Raw genomic sequence first — 15,559 nt, forward strand, 5'->3', positions numbered from 1 at the left:
GCGTGGGGCGATTCCGCGCGAGTGTCAGCCGTGGTGCCGGCCGACTCGAACGGTCGGCTCGGGTACTTCAGGGAAGTGCCGAGCCGAACGGTTCAACGACCTGCCGGCCCATCAGCGCTGGCTGAGCCCGCCATCGTTCAGCGCCCTGGTGAACGAAGTCCACGCCCGGAACGACGATCGGAAGCACGGTCCCTGGATGTTCTTGGAGTCCCGCACCAGGACGCCGTCCGGCGCCGAGGCGCACTCCACACATTCATTGTTGGGTGTGCCGCTGTAGGAACTCTTGAACCACTGGGGCTGCTCGGCCACGATTATTTCCCTCGCTGCTTTTCGCTCAGATGGGTGTTACGGACCTCGGCGATCAACTCAGCCGAGGAGACGGAATCCAACGCTTCTCGGCGCAGGAAGTCGATGGCGCTGCCGTAGTGCTCCCGCGCCCCCGGTTCCTCCAGGAACAGCGAACCGACCGCTGTCTCGATGAAGATGATGTCCAACGTGGGATCGGCACCGCCGTAGACGATGAAGCTGCTGAGGGCCGCGCTGTGCGCGCCGGCTGAGAAAGGCAGCACCTGGATGCTGATGTGCCGCTCCTCGGCCCGCTTCAACAGATGCTCTAGCTGCGCGGCCATGACCTCCGCCCCTCCGACGGACCGCCGGAGCACGGCCTCGTCCAGTACGACGTGGAACGTCGGTGCGGCCGGGCCATCCAGTACCCGTTGCCGTTGCATCCTCAAGGAGAGGTATTCCGGTACGTCATCAGGAGGCACCGCGCTGCCTGGTGTTTCCTTGATCGCACGGGCGTATTCGACAGTCTGGAGAAGGCCGGGAACAACGCCGGTCGTGTACTGGCTGATGCGAGTGGCCTCGTTCTCCATCGCCAACAGCAGCCGCATGGGGCTGGGCAGGCGACTGGCATAAGGGACCCACCAGCCCTCGGTGACACGCGAGTTCTTCGCCAGCTCGACCAGCTCCGCCCGCTCGGTGTCCGAGACCCCGTACACGCGACATAGCTGGTCGACCTGATTCCACCGCACATTTCCCTTGGCCCGCTCATAACGGCTGACCGTGGCTTTTGAGACGCCGGCCTGTTCACCGGCAGCCTCGGCGGTGAGACCTGCCGCTTCGCGCAGCGCGAGGAGGCGGATGCCGAGTTGGCGGCGGCGTGCTGTGGGTCCCGATTCCTCTGCGGACTCGAACGGTCTGTCCGTCATCGCGGTTCTCCCTTGAGCTTCTGTCCCCGCTGGTCCCGCCGACCTGTCCTACCCACAAGGAAGTTACACGGTGGAACAACGTGCGGGCGAGGACGAGGTTTCCTGCGGAACGACCATGCGGACACTTCCTTGGTGAGAGTTACACCAAGGGAGGATCCCCTGCCATACTCCGATTGGCCGCAACACAACGAGGTCGCACAAACACCCTCAGTTGCGGTGCTGATCTCCGCTCATTTACCGGCAGGAGTATGCCCATGCCTCGACTCAACACGTAGCCGCTCAGGGCGGATACCGGACCGGTCGGTCCCCCTCTTCGGCCGGCGGGTGGCGCACGAGCGCTGCGCTGTCGGTCAGCTTCCGTCCAGCCGTGAGAAGGCTCTCTCCTGCCGTGCCCAGTGCCGGAGGCGACCTCTCCGGCTGGGCGGAACCCGCCGCCACCCGACCGCCGTCGGGTGGCGGCACGGGCCTCTTCCTTCGGTCCGAGATCGGATGCCGGGCCGAAGGAGGCGGGTCTCTCAGTTTGAACGTCTCGCCGCTCACCGGGGGTGGGACATGGAGCCAGCACCTGATGCGAACGGGTTGGTGATCGCAGATATGACTGAACCGCTGGAAGAGAGCACCCCCTCCTCCGAGGGCGACGAGGGTGACGAGAGTCCGGCGCCGGATGACGGCGAGGAGACGAGTCCGCTGCCGCACCTGCGTGAGCGGGTACGTGCGTTGAACGCCAGGAACGCGCGGAACCGGCTGATGCATGGCGGGAGTCCCTGATGCCCCGGCGCAGCTACCGCTTTCGCGAGTACATCCTCAAGCCCGACCAGGCGGCGGACGCGGAACCGACACGGTTCGTCATGCAGTGCGTGGCCTGCGAGTTCTTCGGGCCGAAGGGTGAGGACGCCGAGGACGGGACGGAGTGGGCGACCGAGCACCTGAAACAGCGCCCGGACCATCTCGTCTACCGCGAACACATCACCCGGACCTACCGGTTCGAGGCGGGTGAGTGGCAGTGAACGATCCCCTGCCGCAGTCGATCGTCAAGAGCGCGGACTGGGTCCTGCGCGAGGAACGCGGGCCGGGCGTGCCGGAGGCGTTTTACAGCGATGCGTTCACTGGTACCCCCGAAGTCATCGCTCGCTGGCGGCGCGAGGTGAAAGTGGTGCTTGCCCGGTGGGGCGCGGCCGGGGAAACGGAATGTGTCGTGTCCCTCGGCGTCTCGGAGTTGCTTGCCAATGTGGTGCGGCATTCGACGACCCGCCGGTGCTGGCTGCGTGTTCTGCGGGTTGGGCCCGATGTCGTGGTCCAGGTCTTTGACGAGTCGAAACACCTGCCCGTGGTCCACACCCCCGACGACCTCGCTGAAGACGGACGGGGTCTGTGGCTGCTGCGTGAGATGGCGGATGCCTTCGGGTTCATGCCCAAGCAGTACACGTCGGACACCGGCCCGGCCCTGGGCAAGATCGTGTGGTTCGCGTGCTGGGATGCCTTCCCCGAGAAGGCTGGTCGATGAGCCACCCGGGAAGCAACCCCATGATGGCGAGTCCCACCGAGGACTGGGAGTTCCTGACGCCGGCGCCGGGGGACGGGAACGGGGCGTGGGTCCGGGGTCCGTGCTGGTTCTTCTGCGAGCACCGGATCACGGCGGTGCTCTGGCTCGGCTGTGTGACCACGGTGGGCGCGAGCGCGGCGATGTACGCGTGCTGGCCGTGTCTGGAGCGGCTGCACGCGATGGTCTGGGATACGGCCGAGGCGTCGCGGGACGCGCCCGTCGACGGAACGGGGCGGCTGGTCCCGCTGTACCGGCCGCTGGGCGCGGGCGGCCCGCCTGAGCCACTGCGTTACCGATGCCGGGACCCACGGCCCCGCACCTCGTTCGGGGCCCGGCTGTCCCGGCTTGTCACCCGGCCCGGGGACCCGACAACCACCTACCCGAGCAAGGGAGATCAACGCGATGAGTGAGCCGAACCGGTCGTTGCGGGGCGGGAGCGAGGCGGTTGAGCCGGTCTCGATCGTCCGGGGCGCGGACCGGGTGTTGTGTGAGGAGCGGGGGGTGGGGGCGCCGGAGGCGATCTATGGGGCGGAGTGCTTTCACTGCGGGCAGCTGTCGCCGCTCTTCGACGATGACGCGTTGCCCGTCGCGGTGTGGTGTCTCCAGCATTCGCAGCAGGAGCCGACGCACACCCGCTACCTGGCCAGGACCGAGCGGCACTGGCGGGTCGAGCCCCGGCCCGAGGAGCGCGAGGGCGGCGGGGATGGGCGGGCGAGCCCCGTTGGGGCGTTCCTGGAGCGGACGGCCGGGCCGGCGTTCGTCGGCGTGATGTGCCTGCTGACCGCCGCCGCCGGGCTGCTGCCCGCCCTCACCACCTGACAACCCACCCCACGAGCAGGAGAGTTACCGATGTCCATGCCCCTTGAGGGACCGAGCCCACTGCCGATCACCTTCCATATCCTGGCCACGACCGGCGGCAACCACGCGCTGATGGTGCGCGGCGAGAAAACCCCCGGGGATGAGGGCTGGGTCCTGCCGCACGGCACCGTGCTCCCCGGACGCTGCCCCATCCTCACCGCGCGCAAGACCCTGCGGGAGACCACCGGCTACGACCGCGCCCTCACCGAAGTCCTCGCCTTCACCCTCACCACCGACGACCGGGGCATCGTCGACGGAGTCACCTACGTCCTGGACGGCGAGGAACTACCCGAAGTGCCGGCCATGGAACCCAACGCGCGCGTCGGCTGGGTGCCGCTGCGGGAACTGCACGAACCCCCAGGGCTCTACCAGTACGCCATCATCGCCGCCGGACGCCGCCGCGCCCTCCCCCTCCTCGTCGACGGCGACCGCCCCGAGGCCGCCTTCCACTGAACACGACCCCCCACACCCGCCCGGCCGCCGCCAACTCGGCGGCCGGGCGCCGAACACCACCCAGAGACAGAGGAGTCAGCCATCTACCCCGGCCACGCCGTCGTCGGCGCCTACCTGCGGGCCTTTCGTCGGGACCGAAAGCTGAGACTCGCCGACGCCGCCCGCACCATCGGCGCGTCCGTCGTCAGCGTCTGTCGGATGGAACTCGGCATCTCTCAAAGCAAACCCGATGCCGTCCGCACCCTCCTCAAGAGCTACGGCTTGCGCTGCCCCCGCTGCTTGAGAACCATTGATGAGCTTCTCGCCCCTCCGGCCGCACGTGATCATTTCGCCGACACCCGACCCGGCTGCCACGCCCGGCTGCGCGCCTGCGAACAAGACGCCGACCGACTGCGCCACTTCACCTCCTACCTCATCCCGCCCGCCTTCCGCACCCACAGCTACACCATGGCCCTCCGCGAATCCGACGCCCTCTACGCCCACCTCCCCTGGACCACCCACCACCCCTCTCAACCCGCCGCCGAAGTCATCGGCCCGGACAGCCCCAGTGGCCACGAAGGGACCCACCTCTGGCTCCCCACCACCGGGCTCACCACCACCGACACCACCCTCATCCTCGATGCGTCTGTTCTGCGCCGCACCGTCGTACCCCCCGGCGTTCTCGCCGAACAACTGCGCGCCCTCCGCGACACCGCCCACCACGGACGCCTCACCCTCCGCGTCCTCCCCCTGACCGCTGGCGCCAGCGGATACCCCGGTGCCCTCACCGAAATCACCCGCCGCAGCACCCGCCTCTACGCCCAACCCGCCACCCACTGGATTTCCTACAGCACCGCCGGGCCCACGGCCATATCCGCCGAATGGTGCTTTGTGAACAGCGAGAACGATGCCCTCTGTCCGGAGGGCAGCCTCGCCGCCGTCGAGGAAGCCGCCGTTCAACTCGCCCAACTCGCCGAGCGGGAAGCAACCGCCAGTTGGTTCTCCTGACGAGACGACTGGCCGCCCGGGACCTCCCGGTGCGATGGCGGAGCCGGTTGCGTCTTCGGTGTGACATAAACCTGTGCTGAAAGGTTTTCCCAAATTCGCCGTCGCTGAAGTGGGCTAATCGGCCCTGATTGAACCTGACTTGTCAGGCATCATGGCCACACAGCAGGGTGTTCGGGTACCGCAGGGGGTCGGGTTAGGTGAATTGGCGGGCGGCGCTTTCCATGGCGTTCGTGGCCGGCTTGGTGGCGTGCGGGAGTTCGACAGATTCCGGCCAAGCTGAGCAGGTCGATCCGGAGCCTCCTTCGCCCTCCGTGACGCCTTTGGAAGAGGATGAGGCCGTTGTGGCCTATACAGCGATGTGGGAGGACGCGGTCGTGGCCTCGCGAACCTCGGACGTCGATCATCCCAGGTTGGATGACCACGCTGCGGACAATGGGTTGATGCTTCTCGAATTCATTATCTCCTGGAACGCGGATAATGGGCATGTCGCCAGAGGGCGCCCCTCGCATGAGGTGTCGGTGGTCGAATCCTCGGCCGAAAAGCGGGTGTTGCAGGATTGCCTCGACGAAACCGAGTGGCTTCTCTACACCCCTGAGGGAGATCCTGTGGATGACCTTCCAGGGAACCGGCGGACGGCTCACGCCACGGTCGAGCTGCGCGAGAGCCGCTGGCTGGTCACCGACCTGTACCTGGAAGAACCGGGAACATGTTGAGACGCCGCAGGCACGCTCTGCTTTTTTCCACAGCTGTCACCTGTCTGTTGCTTGACTCAGCGCCGCCTGCTTTTGCCAGTGGCGCCGTTCCGTCGCATGGCGACGTGTCCTGCGAGGGCGGACGTTGCCGCCTGACCGCTTCCACGGGGGAGCAGTTTTCGGCGGCTCAGGACGCTGACCGCTCACCTGGCGGGGCTGAAGCAGCCGCGAAGCCACGTTCTTCCGAGCTTGAGCGCAAGGAAAGCCGTCGACCCGACTGGGAACGTCCGCAGCCATGCCCGACGAACCTCTCCGGGCCGAGTGTCACCTCCGGCCTCTGCTTCGTGAAAGCCCCAACGAGGACCGGGTCCCAGCGTCAGGAGGGCCCTCTCCCCGAGGCGTCCGAAGTCGGACGGATGGCGGTTGAGCAGTTGGCGTTGCCCTCGCCTGTCATTCACATGAGTCCGTCTGAGGATGCCTATCAGATGGTTCGGGTGCCGACGTGGTTGTGGGTCGGGTCGGAGGGGTGGGGGCCGGTTGAGGAGACGGCCAGTGTTCCTGGGGTTTCGGTTACGGCGGTGGCGCGGCCGGTGCGGGTTCGTTGGTCGATGGGGGACGGGGGCGACGTCGTGTGCTCCGGGCCTGGGACGCCGTTTTCGGCGGACTTCTCGCCGGGGGATGAGTCGCCGGATTGTGGATACACCTATACGCGTTCGTCGCTGGCGGAGCCCGGTGGCGTCTTTACGGTGTCTGCGGAGTTGGAGTGGGATGTCGTCTGGGAGGGCGCGGGTGAGTCCGGGAGGGTTCCCGGACTGCGCACCAAGCGGGAGGTCCCGGTGACGGTGGACGAGATACAGGCTCTGGTGGTGGATCAGCCCAGCCGGTGAGTCCGGGCGTTCGGCGACCCGTTTCTTGTTCTTTTTCCTCTGTGGAGTGGTGTGTTGAGTTCCTCCTTGTCTTCTGCGGCCACGTCGGCGCGGCCGGCGGTGTCTGCCCGGGGTGTGGCGGTGCCCGGGGTGGTGCGTCGGCGGCCCGGTTGGGTGTGGGGTGGGGCCTCGGTGTGTGTGGCGTCGGCGGTGGGGTTCGCGGCGTTGGTGGGGGAGGCCGGGGATCGGCGGGCGGTGTTGGCGGTGACGGGTGATCTGCCGGCCGGTCATGTGATCGCGCCCGGGGATCTGCGTGAGGTGCGAGTGGCGGCGGATGGTGGGGTCGTGGCCGCGAGTGAGTTGCGGACGGTGGTGGGGCAGTTGGCTGCCGTGCCGTTGACGAGGGGTTCGTTGCTGGCGCCGGGGCAGGTGGCGGGCGAGGCCGCGTATCCGCCGGAGGGGTTCTCCGAGGTGGCGTTCGCGGTGGCGGCCGGTGATGCGCCGAGGGTGGAGCGGGGGCAGCGGGTTGCGGTGTTTCCCGGGCGGCAGGCGGGAGAGGACGGTGCGGTGCCGGGGGGTGTGGTGGGCACGGTGAGCGAGGTGGCGGAGGTGGGGTCCTTGACTGGGATGCGGTTGACGTTGTTGGTGGAGTCGGCGGCGGCTGAGCGTGCGGCCGTGCTGAGCCATCCCCGGGTGGCGGTGCTCTCCTCGCAGGACGGCTCGGGGGATGGGGACGAACGGTGAGGCGTCTGATCGCATGCGCCTCCGTGAAGGGTTCGCCGGGGGTGACGACGACGGCTGTGGCGCTGGCCGGGGCGTGGCCGGTGGATCTCGACGGTGGGGTGCGTCCGGCGGTGGTCGAGGCCGATCAGGCCGGTGGTGACCTGGCCGCTCGGCATGGAGTCCCGCACAGTCCCGGGCTGTTGGACGTTGCGGCTGCGGCCCGGAGGGCGCAGCCCGGTTCGTTGTTGGGGGCGGCTTCGAATCTCCCGATCGGGGTGCGGGCGGTGCTGGCTCCTGCGGGTGCCGGCCAGTGCCGGGAGGCTGTGCGCCTGTTGGAGGAAGATCGGGGGCGGACGCTGCGTGGTGGCCCGGAGGATCGCGGTTCGGTGGTGGTCGATGTGGGGCGCGTCGAGTCGTTGACGTCGGGGCTGGTGGCGCTGGCGGATGCGGTGGTCCTGGTGTGCCGGGCGGGCGTTGACTCGTTGGCTCATGTGCTCGCCTTTCGGGAGGCCCAGCCGGCTTGGGATCAGCGTCGGGTCGTGCTGGCCGTGGTGGGGCCGTGCCCCTATCGGGTTGCTGAGGTCGGGGCGGCTGTGGGGGTGGAGCGGGTGGTCGTGTTGCCGTGGGCGCCGCGTTCGGCGGCGGTGTTGTCGGGCGCGGCCGTGCCGCGTCGGCTGCGCGGGTCCGGGTGGCGGCCCTCGGCGCTCGCCTCGGCGGCGGCGCGGCTGGCCGAGCTGTTGGCCGAGTCCGGTATCCGGCGCGAGGATCTGGTGGGGAGCGGGCGGTGAGGGGCACGGGCGGGCCTTCGGAGTTGCTGCTGCCGGGGCAGTTGGCGCCTCCTTCGACCCTGGCGGAGGCGATCACGGAGAGCGTTCTGCAACGGTTGGCGCAGTACGCGCACGCGAGGGAGTCGGCTGGCCTGCCGCAGGAGAGTGGTGAGGAGCATCGGGCGACGGCAGCTCGGCTGGTCGCCGACGAGTTGCAGCGTCATGCCCGCGCCGAGCTGGCCGCCGGGCGCCCCTCGCCGAGCCCTCAGGCCGAAACGGCCGCCGCCGAGAGCGTCCTGGACGCGGTGTTGGGCGCGGGCATGTTGGAGCGTCTGCTGGCCGATCCCGAGGTGGAGAACATCACCGTCAACGGCGCCGACCGGGTCTGGCTGCGTTTGGCCGACGGGACGAAGCGTCGTGGGCCGGCGGTGGCGCGGTCGGACGAGGAGCTGGTCGAGCTGGTGCGCCTGTTGGCGGCGCGGGCCGGCGAGGACGAACGCCGCTTCGACCGGGGCGTTCCCAGCGTCAATGTGCAACTGGCGGACGGGTCACGGCTCTTCGCGGCGATGGCGGTGACGCGGCGGGTTTCCCTGTCGATCCGTAAACACCGCTTCACCCGGGTCACCCTGGCGGACCTGGTCCGGCTGGGCATGTGCGATCAGACGGTGGCGGATGTTCTGGCGGCGATGGTGCGGGCGCGGAAGAACATCGTCGTCGCGGGCGGCACCAACGTCGGCAAGACGACGTTCCTGCGGGCGCTGGCCTCACAGATCCCGCCCGAGGAGCGGCTGGTGACCATCGAGGACACCTTCGAACTGCGGCTGGACGCCGACAGCCGCGCGCATCCGGATGTGGTGGCGATGCAGGCACGGGCGGCCAATATCGAGGGACAGGGGGCGATCGACCAGGCGGAACTCGTGCGCTGGGCCCTGCGGATGTCCCCCGACCGCGTGATCGTCGGCGAGATCCGCGGGTCGGAGGTGGTGCCGATGTGCAACGCCATGAGTCAGGGCAACGACGGGTCGCTGTCGACCATCCACTCCTCGACCTCGCGCGGGGTCTTCACCAAGTTGGCCGCCTACGCGGCGCAGTCCCCCGAGCGGTTGTCGGCGGAGGCGACGAATCTGCTGGTCGCCTCGGCGGTGCACTTCGTCGTGCACCTGGGGTGGGACGCGGCTCGGCGGCGGGCCGTCACGTCCATTCGGGAGGTGTTGGACGCGGACGGCACCCAGGTCGTCTCTAACGAGGTCTTCGCGCCGGGGCCCGATGGTCGCGCCGTCCTGTCCGCGCCCCTGCGGCCGGAGACCATGCGCGAGTTGAACGACGCAGGTTTGCCGTTGGATGCCCTCAGCAGTGGATGGGGGTTGTCGTGACGGTGCACGACGTTCTCGTACCGCTGGCCGTCGGGTTGGGCGCGGCGGCGGGGGCCGGCCTGATGCTGGCCGTGGCCGGTCTTCGGCGTACGGCTGCCCGGCCCAGTGCGCGGCGGTCGGTCTGGGGCCGGTGGCGAGCCTTGTTGAAGCCGCGTCTCTTCGTCGCGTTGGCCGCCGGTCTCCTGGTGGTGGCGGTGACGCGGTGGCCGGTGGCGGGGGTGCTGGTTGTCGTCGGTGTGGTCGCTCTGCCGCAGTTGCTGGGGCCGGATCGGCGGGGTGCTCGGCGGATCGAGCGGATGGAGGCCATCGCCACCTGGACGGAGATGCTCCGGGACACGCTCTCGGCCGCCGCCGGGCTGGGGCAGGCCCTGTTGGCCACCGCTCCTCTCGCGCCGGGCCCGGTGCGGAACGAAGTGGCGGCCTTGGCCGAGCGCATTCGCGCGGGACAGCCGCTGCCCGAGGCACTGGAACGGTTCGCGGTCGAGATGGACGACCCGGCGGCGGACACCGTGGTGACCGTGCTGCGGGTCGCCTCGCACCGGCAGGCCGCGCAACTGGGCCCGCTGCTCGGTTCCCTGGCCGAGGCCGTGCGCGACCAGGTCGCCATGCGGCAACGCGTCGGGGCTGGGCGCACCAGCACCCGCACCTCCATCCGCGTCTGCTGCGGCACGACGTTGACCCTGGCGGCGGGGCTGATGGTCTTCAACCAGCCCTATCTGGAGCCCTTCGGTACACCGCTCGGCCAGTTGGCGTTGGCCCTGGCAGGAGGGTTGTTCGCGGCCTCGTTCGCGTGGTTGCACTCCATCGCGCGCGTCGCAGAGCCGCCACGTCTGCTGTCCCGCGATACCGATGGCGTTCCGGTGATGCCGGCGCCGCGCTCGGCGGTGAGCCGATGATCCCGATCCTGTTGGGCGCGTTCTTCGGCGCCGGTCTCGCCGTCCTCGCCTACGGCCTTCGCCCGCCCCGCCCGCATCTGTCGACCGCGCTGGCACGCCTGAGCCGGCCCGCCGCCCCGACCGACGAACACGAAGAGCCTCGATCTGGCCGGCCGTTGGAACGGTGTGGTCGCGGGCTGGTACCGCTGCTGCGAACGACCGGCCTGCCGTCCTCGGTGCTCCGACGCGACCTGGTGGTGGCCGAGCGCGGCGTCGAGACGTTCCTCGCCACCAAGGCCGCTGCGGCCGGGATCGGGCTCCTTCTCCCCTGGCTGGCCTGCGCCCTCTTGACCGTGGGTGTCGGCTGGACGGGTTGGTGGATGCCGACATCCGCCAGCCTGTTGCTGGCCGTCGCGTTCTTCTTCCTCCCCGACGGTGAGGTACGCGGGCTCGCGCGCCGACGCCGGGAGGAACTGCGGCACACGCTCTCCGTGGTGCTGGACCTGACGGTCATCTCCCTGGCTGGCGGCGCGGGCATTCACCAGGCGCTCCACGATGCCACCAACGCCTGCCAGGGCTGGGCCGCAGGCCAGATGCGGCGGGCACTGGCCGCCGCCCAGGTCACCCGCACCAATCCCTGGCAGCATCTCGGGGACCTCGGCCGGCGCACCGGCGTCAGCGAACTGGAGGAGCTGGCCGGCACGGTGATGCTCGCCGGCACGGAGGGCGCGAAGGTCCGCGCTTCTCTCCAGGCGAAGGCCCAGGCGATGCGTCGACGTCAGCTCACCCAGGCGGAGGGCGCGGCCCAGGCGGCCACCGAACGCATGGCGTTCCCCGTCCTGCTCCAGTTCCTCGGGTTCCTCACCTTCATCGGGACCCCGGCCCTCTCCCACGTTCTGTCCGGTCTGTAGGACCCAAGCCCTCCACGTTCGTTCCATCGGAAAGCACCACCATGCTCCTGCTGCTCAAGCGCCTCCCCGTCCGCGTTCGCCGTCACCTGCGGACGGTCCGCCGACGCCTGTCCACCGACGGTGGATACGCCACCGAGGCCGTGATCATCACCGCTGTCCTGGCCGTCCTGGGCCTGGCGGCGGGCGGCATCATCGCCACCAAGGTCATCGACCGGGCCAAGGGCATGGACCTGGAGGCGGAGGTCGAGATGGTCGGTGAGTAGCCGCCGAGACCGCGGTGCCGTCTCCGCGCAGCTGGTCGTCCTGACCCCGGTCCTGATGCTGTTGCTGCTGGTGGCCGTCCAGTTCGCCCTGGCCTGGCACGCCCAGCACATCGCGCAACTCGCGGCCTCCCAGGGCCTGGCCGACGCCCGGGCGGCGGACGGGGACGAGTCGGCGGGAAGCGACGCGGCCCAGGCCGCCATCGACAACACGGCCGGGCGGGTTCTGCGCCAGGCGCGCGTCCATACCTCGCGCACCGAGTCGGCCGCCTCCGTCCGCGTCGACGGCCAGGTCCTCCCGCTCATCCCCGGGCTCAACCTCACCGTCAGCGGGCGCGCGGAGGGGCCGGTCGAGCGGTTCACCACCCCGGAGGGCGCCCCGTGAACCGTCGAAAGGACGATGGCTCGGCCTCGCTCGAACTGGTCCTGCTCACACCCGTGTTGATTCTGCTGACCATGCTGGTCGTGGGTCTGGGCCGGGTCGCCGACGCCCGCATCCGGGTGGAGGACGCCGCCCACCACGCCGCCCGCGCGGCCTCCCTCGCCTATGACACCGAGCGCGCGCAGCGCGCCGCGCATCAGGCCGCCGGCGCGGCCCTCGCCGGCTGCGCCCAGCACTCCGTGAACCTCGATCACGACGGCCTGCTCCCCGGCAGCACCGTGACGGCGACCGTCTCCTGCCGAAGCGACCTCACCGACCTCGTCGGCACCGGCCTGCCAGGGGCCCTCACCCTGACGGCCACCAGCACCTCGCCCGTCGACACCTACCGGAGCACCGAATGACGTCAGTCAGCAGCAGACTGCGGCAGAGGCGACGGGCGGCAGCCGGCGACGAAGGGCAGATCACCGGGTTCGTCGTGGGGATCTTCGCCGGACTCTGGCTGGTGGCCGGCATCGTCATCGACGGCGGCATGGCCCTGGCGGCCAAGACGAACGCGCTGAACACCGCCCAGGAAGCGGCCCGCAGCGCGGCTCAGCAGCTTGACATCACGGCCCTTCGCGCCGAGGCCGACACCCGGCTCGACGAGGAGCGCGCCCAAGCCGCCGCACTGGACTACGTAGCCGCCACCGGGGGAGAGGCCACCGTCCGGGTGGCGGGCGACCGCGTCACCGTCAGCGTCACCCGTCAACAACCCACGCAGATCCTGCGACTGGTCGGGCTCCACCAGCTGGCCGTCAGCGGCGAGGCGGTCGCCAGCGCAGAACGCGGAACCGCTCGCACGACGCCGGAGGAAGACCGTTGACCAGAACCCGAGCCCGGAGGGGTGGAAACCGAGCCGACGCGGCAGCTGCCGCCGGTGCGTTGCTCCTGCTGCTCATCGGGGTGCCGCTCGTCCTCGCGGCGGCCACCGGCGTGCCCTGGCCGCAACGCGCCACCGGCCTCGACGATCTCACCGACCGGCTCGCCCAACCGCTCACCGACCCGCTGATGGTTCAATGCTTGGCGCTGCTGGGCTGGCTCTGCTGGGCCGCGATGCTGATGACCCTGGCACGGGAGACGGTCTGGTACCTCCGCAACCTTGTGCACCTGCGCGCTGATGGCGACCTGCACCGCGCGCACCTGGAGACACTGAACGTCCCCCGGCTGGTGGCCGCCCTCTGCGTCGGCACCGTTGTCGTCGCCGTGCTGGCCACCCTCCGCACGTCAACGGCGAGCGCTCTGGTTCCCCCGGCGGCGGCGGTCAGCCTGACGACTACGAACGCGATCGCCGAGGAGCCCGCGACGGGGCAGCACTCCGCGTACACCGTGCGGCCCGGGGACACCCTCTGGGAGATCGCCGGGCGCTGTCTCGACGACCCCATCCGCTGGCCCGAGATCTACGCCCTCTCCACCAACATCGCCCAACCGGACGGCAGCCGGCTGACCAACCCCGACCTTCTCCGCCCGGGATGGACCCTCCACCTTCCGGTAGAAGCGGAGCCACCCCCGCTGTCCGAGGACCGTCCCGACGAACCTACCGACCACTTCGGCGCCCCGCAGGAAGCCGAGGAGGAAGACACCGTCAAGGACCCGGAGGCCGGGGCCCCGCGCCCCGTTCACGTTCCGCTGGGCCCGGCCGCGCTGATCGGCGTCACCCTCGCCGCCGGTATCACCGCCGCCGTCGCACGATCCCGCCTCCGCGCACGTCGCCACCACGACGCCGACCTCACCGTCGACACCGCACCCGTGCCCCTCAGCAGCGCCGTGCGCAACGCCACCCATGCCACCCTCGCCGCCATCCGCGCCGAACGCGACCAGGCCGAGGCCCTCGAAGCCGAGATCACCCGACGACCACCGCCGGCAGCCCCCGCACCACCCGGCACCATCACCATCGCCCACCGCGACCACACCGAACTCGACATCAACACCCTCGCCACGCCAGGCGGTTGGTCGTTCCACGGCGATGGCGCACCCGCAGCGGTCCGAGCCCTGATCGTCGCCACCCTCACCGCGGCCCAACGCACTCCGGCCCGGCCGATCGCAGCCCGACTCATCGCCCCGCGCGCACTGCTGACCGCCCTACTCCCTGCCTCCGCGGAAACCGTCGGACGACTTCCCGGCTGGATCCGCACCGACGACGATCAGGAAGCGCTCCGTATCGCCCAGTCAGGCAGCATCCGGCGTGCCCGCCTACGGGACACCGAGGCGGTACCGGAGGAGGCGGCCCCGATGGACATCCTTCTCCTGCACACCAACGTCCCGCCGGAGGCGGCCACGTTCGCCGCCGACGCCGCACCTGACGAACTGGCCGTACTGCACATCGGCGACCACCAGCTGGGCAACACCGCCGAACTCACCGCCGACGGCACCGTCCGACACCACACCGGACCCCACGGACCAGCCCTTCGCCGCACCCAACTCTTCACCCTCACCGCGCAGACCGCGTCAGAACTGATCGACTGCCTCCAGCCGGAAACCTCACAGAACGAACCGCCGTCGATCCCACCACCAAGTGACAAGCGTGACAGCGGTATCGGTCCCGGAATTGTTAGCATTCACCAAAACCGCACGGATGTCGTCGAGAAAGAGGACAACAGCAGAGAGCCGCCCATCAGAGTCCGACTCCTCGGCGGAATCTCACTGTTCATTCGAGGAGAAGAAATCCCCCTCGGAATGAAGGAAGCCGCCAAGGAATTCCTCGCCATCCTGGCCGCCCACCCCCAGGGGCTGCGCAACGACACCCTCACCGAACTCCTGCGCCTCTCAACCACCCCCGAACAGGCAACCAAAGACCTCGTCAACCTCCGCCGCGCCGTACGTCGCACCCTGCGTCAGGCGACGGAAAGCCGCAGCGCCGCCTTCGTTCTCCAAACCGCCGACCGCCACCGCCTCGACCCCCAACTCGTCCGCAGCGACGCGGTCGACTTCACCCACGCCATCGAGGCCGCCCGCCGCACCCGCGAGCCGGAAGCACGCACTCAAGCCCTGGAACGGGCGATCGACCTCTACCAGGGTCCCCTCTGCGACGGCGCCGACTACCCCTGGGCCGACGAACTACGCCAGTGGCTCCACCACAAGGCCATCGACGCCGCGATCCTCCTGGCCGACCACCACACCACCCACTCCGAAGACCGCCACCAGGCCCTCAACCTCCTGGAACGCGCCGCCGGATGGGAGCCCACCTCCGAACCCATCTGCCAACGCCTCATCCGCCTCCACCTCAAGAACGGCCACCCCGAGGCCGCTCACCACGCCTACCAACGCCTTGCCCGCCACCTCAAGGAGATCGGCGTGCGCCCCGGCGACACGACCCGTTCCCTCCTCACGCTGCCGACACCACGGACCTCAACCCCTCGGTCGACGCAGCCTCCCGCCGCCCCCACGAGGACCGCCCCCTCCCGGCGTTGAGCCCGCTGACTGCGGCCGGTCCTCTCCCTGCTCCACAAGGCCGCTCCTGCCGGTGATCCCGTCGAGAACGGACCACCCGGCCCGCACATAGCCGCAGGCCAGGGGCGCGTTCACCAGGCCCGGTCCGTCGCGACTGTAGATCGGTACAGGTAACGAACCCCGATCTGCCAACGCCCGACCGCCGGCCGAAGCCCCCTTCTCCGCTTCAACG

21 protein-coding genes and 1 pseudogene are annotated in these 15,559 nt (G+C 69.8%); 20 read left to right on the forward strand and 2 right to left on the reverse strand.

Annotation, left to right across the window (positions count from 1 at the left end; all coding sequences use genetic code 11):
* Nucleotides 1–111 precede the first annotated feature (111 nt).
* Together K4G22_RS20955 and K4G22_RS20960 are read right to left on the reverse strand one after the other, a co-directional pair.
* Nucleotides 112–309 carry a DUF397 domain-containing protein gene (locus K4G22_RS20955; protein ID WP_425336730.1) on the reverse strand — a complete coding sequence of 66 codons (198 nt, stop codon included), beginning with the start codon at nt 307–309 and terminating at the stop codon, nt 112–114.
* A gap of 2 nt (nt 310–311) precedes the next feature.
* Entirely contained in the window at nt 312–1,211 is a 900-nt protein-coding gene (locus K4G22_RS20960) for a helix-turn-helix domain-containing protein (RefSeq protein ID WP_228081832.1), read from the reverse strand.
* Nucleotides 1,212–1,805: 594 nt separating this feature from the next.
* Between K4G22_RS20960 and K4G22_RS20965 the strand changes: the two genes are divergently transcribed.
* From K4G22_RS20965 to K4G22_RS21055, 20 genes and pseudogenes are all read left to right on the forward strand, one after another.
* On the forward strand, nt 1,806–1,979 hold the full coding sequence (locus K4G22_RS20965; RefSeq protein ID WP_228081833.1) for a hypothetical protein: 174 nt from the start codon (nt 1,806–1,808) through the stop codon (nt 1,977–1,979).
* A complete protein-coding gene (locus tag K4G22_RS20970; RefSeq protein WP_228081834.1) occupies nt 1,979–2,218 on the forward strand; it encodes a DUF7848 domain-containing protein in 240 nt (79 codons plus the stop codon). Before K4G22_RS20965 ends, K4G22_RS20970 begins: the two co-directional genes overlap by 1 nt.
* Nucleotides 2,215–2,715 carry an ATP-binding protein gene (locus K4G22_RS20975; RefSeq protein WP_228081835.1) on the forward strand — a complete coding sequence of 167 codons (501 nt, stop codon included), beginning with the start codon at nt 2,215–2,217 and terminating at the stop codon, nt 2,713–2,715. Before K4G22_RS20970 ends, K4G22_RS20975 begins: the two co-directional genes overlap by 4 nt.
* Nucleotides 2,712–3,164, forward strand: coding sequence for a hypothetical protein (locus K4G22_RS20980; protein WP_228081836.1), 453 nt, complete (start codon nt 2,712–2,714; stop codon nt 3,162–3,164). Before K4G22_RS20975 ends, K4G22_RS20980 begins: the two co-directional genes overlap by 4 nt.
* Nucleotides 3,157–3,573, forward strand: a complete 417-nt coding sequence (locus tag K4G22_RS20985; RefSeq protein WP_228081837.1) for a DUF7848 domain-containing protein — start codon at nt 3,157–3,159, stop codon at nt 3,571–3,573. The genes K4G22_RS20980 and K4G22_RS20985 overlap by 8 nt, the downstream gene beginning before the upstream one ends.
* Nucleotides 3,574–3,603: 30 nt before the next feature.
* Nucleotides 3,604–4,065: an NUDIX hydrolase gene (locus tag K4G22_RS20990; protein ID WP_228081838.1), complete on the forward strand. Its 462-nt coding sequence runs from the start codon at nt 3,604–3,606 to the stop codon at nt 4,063–4,065.
* Nucleotides 4,066–4,179: 114 nt separating this feature from the next.
* Nucleotides 4,180–4,317, forward strand: a pseudogene (locus K4G22_RS32090) (transcriptional regulator); the annotation flags it as partial.
* A gap of 27 nt (nt 4,318–4,344) precedes the next feature.
* Nucleotides 4,345–5,052, forward strand: a complete 708-nt coding sequence (locus tag K4G22_RS20995; protein WP_228081839.1) for a Scr1 family TA system antitoxin-like transcriptional regulator — start codon at nt 4,345–4,347, stop codon at nt 5,050–5,052.
* A gap of 230 nt (nt 5,053–5,282) precedes the next feature.
* Nucleotides 5,283–5,765 (forward strand): hypothetical protein, encoded by a 483-nt coding sequence (locus K4G22_RS21000; RefSeq protein WP_228081840.1) that lies wholly within the window; start codon nt 5,283–5,285, stop codon nt 5,763–5,765.
* 725 nt (nt 5,766–6,490) lie between these two features.
* Complete coding sequence (locus K4G22_RS21005) at nt 6,491–6,631, forward strand: hypothetical protein (RefSeq protein WP_228081841.1); 141 nt, start codon at nt 6,491–6,493, stop codon at nt 6,629–6,631.
* 177 nt (nt 6,632–6,808) lie between these two features.
* Nucleotides 6,809–7,354, forward strand: a complete 546-nt coding sequence (locus K4G22_RS21010; protein ID WP_228081842.1) for an SAF domain-containing protein — start codon at nt 6,809–6,811, stop codon at nt 7,352–7,354.
* A 41-nt stretch (nt 7,355–7,395) separates the two neighbouring features.
* Nucleotides 7,396–8,121 carry a hypothetical protein gene (locus tag K4G22_RS21015; RefSeq protein WP_228081843.1) on the forward strand — a complete coding sequence of 242 codons (726 nt, stop codon included), beginning with the start codon at nt 7,396–7,398 and terminating at the stop codon, nt 8,119–8,121.
* Nucleotides 8,118–9,473 carry a TadA family conjugal transfer-associated ATPase gene (locus K4G22_RS21020; protein ID WP_425336731.1) on the forward strand — a complete coding sequence of 452 codons (1,356 nt, stop codon included), beginning with the start codon at nt 8,118–8,120 and terminating at the stop codon, nt 9,471–9,473. Before K4G22_RS21015 ends, K4G22_RS21020 begins: the two co-directional genes overlap by 4 nt.
* A complete protein-coding gene (locus K4G22_RS21025; RefSeq protein ID WP_228081844.1) occupies nt 9,470–10,369 on the forward strand; it encodes a type II secretion system F family protein in 900 nt (299 codons plus the stop codon). Before K4G22_RS21020 ends, K4G22_RS21025 begins: the two co-directional genes overlap by 4 nt.
* Nucleotides 10,366–11,259: a type II secretion system F family protein gene (locus K4G22_RS21030; RefSeq protein ID WP_228081845.1), complete on the forward strand. Its 894-nt coding sequence runs from the start codon at nt 10,366–10,368 to the stop codon at nt 11,257–11,259. Before K4G22_RS21025 ends, K4G22_RS21030 begins: the two co-directional genes overlap by 4 nt.
* Before the next feature lie 41 nt (nt 11,260–11,300).
* Nucleotides 11,301–11,522: a hypothetical protein gene (locus K4G22_RS21035; RefSeq protein WP_228081846.1), complete on the forward strand. Its 222-nt coding sequence runs from the start codon at nt 11,301–11,303 to the stop codon at nt 11,520–11,522.
* Entirely contained in the window at nt 11,515–11,904 is a 390-nt protein-coding gene (locus tag K4G22_RS21040) for a TadE/TadG family type IV pilus assembly protein (RefSeq protein WP_228081847.1), read from the forward strand. The genes K4G22_RS21035 and K4G22_RS21040 overlap by 8 nt, the downstream gene beginning before the upstream one ends.
* Nucleotides 11,901–12,302, forward strand: coding sequence for a TadE family protein (locus tag K4G22_RS21045; protein WP_228081848.1), 402 nt, complete (start codon nt 11,901–11,903; stop codon nt 12,300–12,302). Before K4G22_RS21040 ends, K4G22_RS21045 begins: the two co-directional genes overlap by 4 nt.
* Nucleotides 12,299–12,763 carry a pilus assembly protein TadG-related protein gene (locus tag K4G22_RS21050; RefSeq protein ID WP_228081849.1) on the forward strand — a complete coding sequence of 155 codons (465 nt, stop codon included), beginning with the start codon at nt 12,299–12,301 and terminating at the stop codon, nt 12,761–12,763. Before K4G22_RS21045 ends, K4G22_RS21050 begins: the two co-directional genes overlap by 4 nt.
* Entirely contained in the window at nt 12,760–15,348 is a 2,589-nt protein-coding gene (locus K4G22_RS21055) for a BTAD domain-containing putative transcriptional regulator (RefSeq protein ID WP_228081850.1), read from the forward strand. Before K4G22_RS21050 ends, K4G22_RS21055 begins: the two co-directional genes overlap by 4 nt.
* Nucleotides 15,349–15,559: the final 211 nt, after the last annotated feature.

Source organism: Streptomyces profundus (assembly GCF_020740535.1).
GTDB classification, from domain to species: Bacteria; Actinomycetota; Actinomycetes; order Streptomycetales; family Streptomycetaceae; genus Streptomyces; species Streptomyces profundus.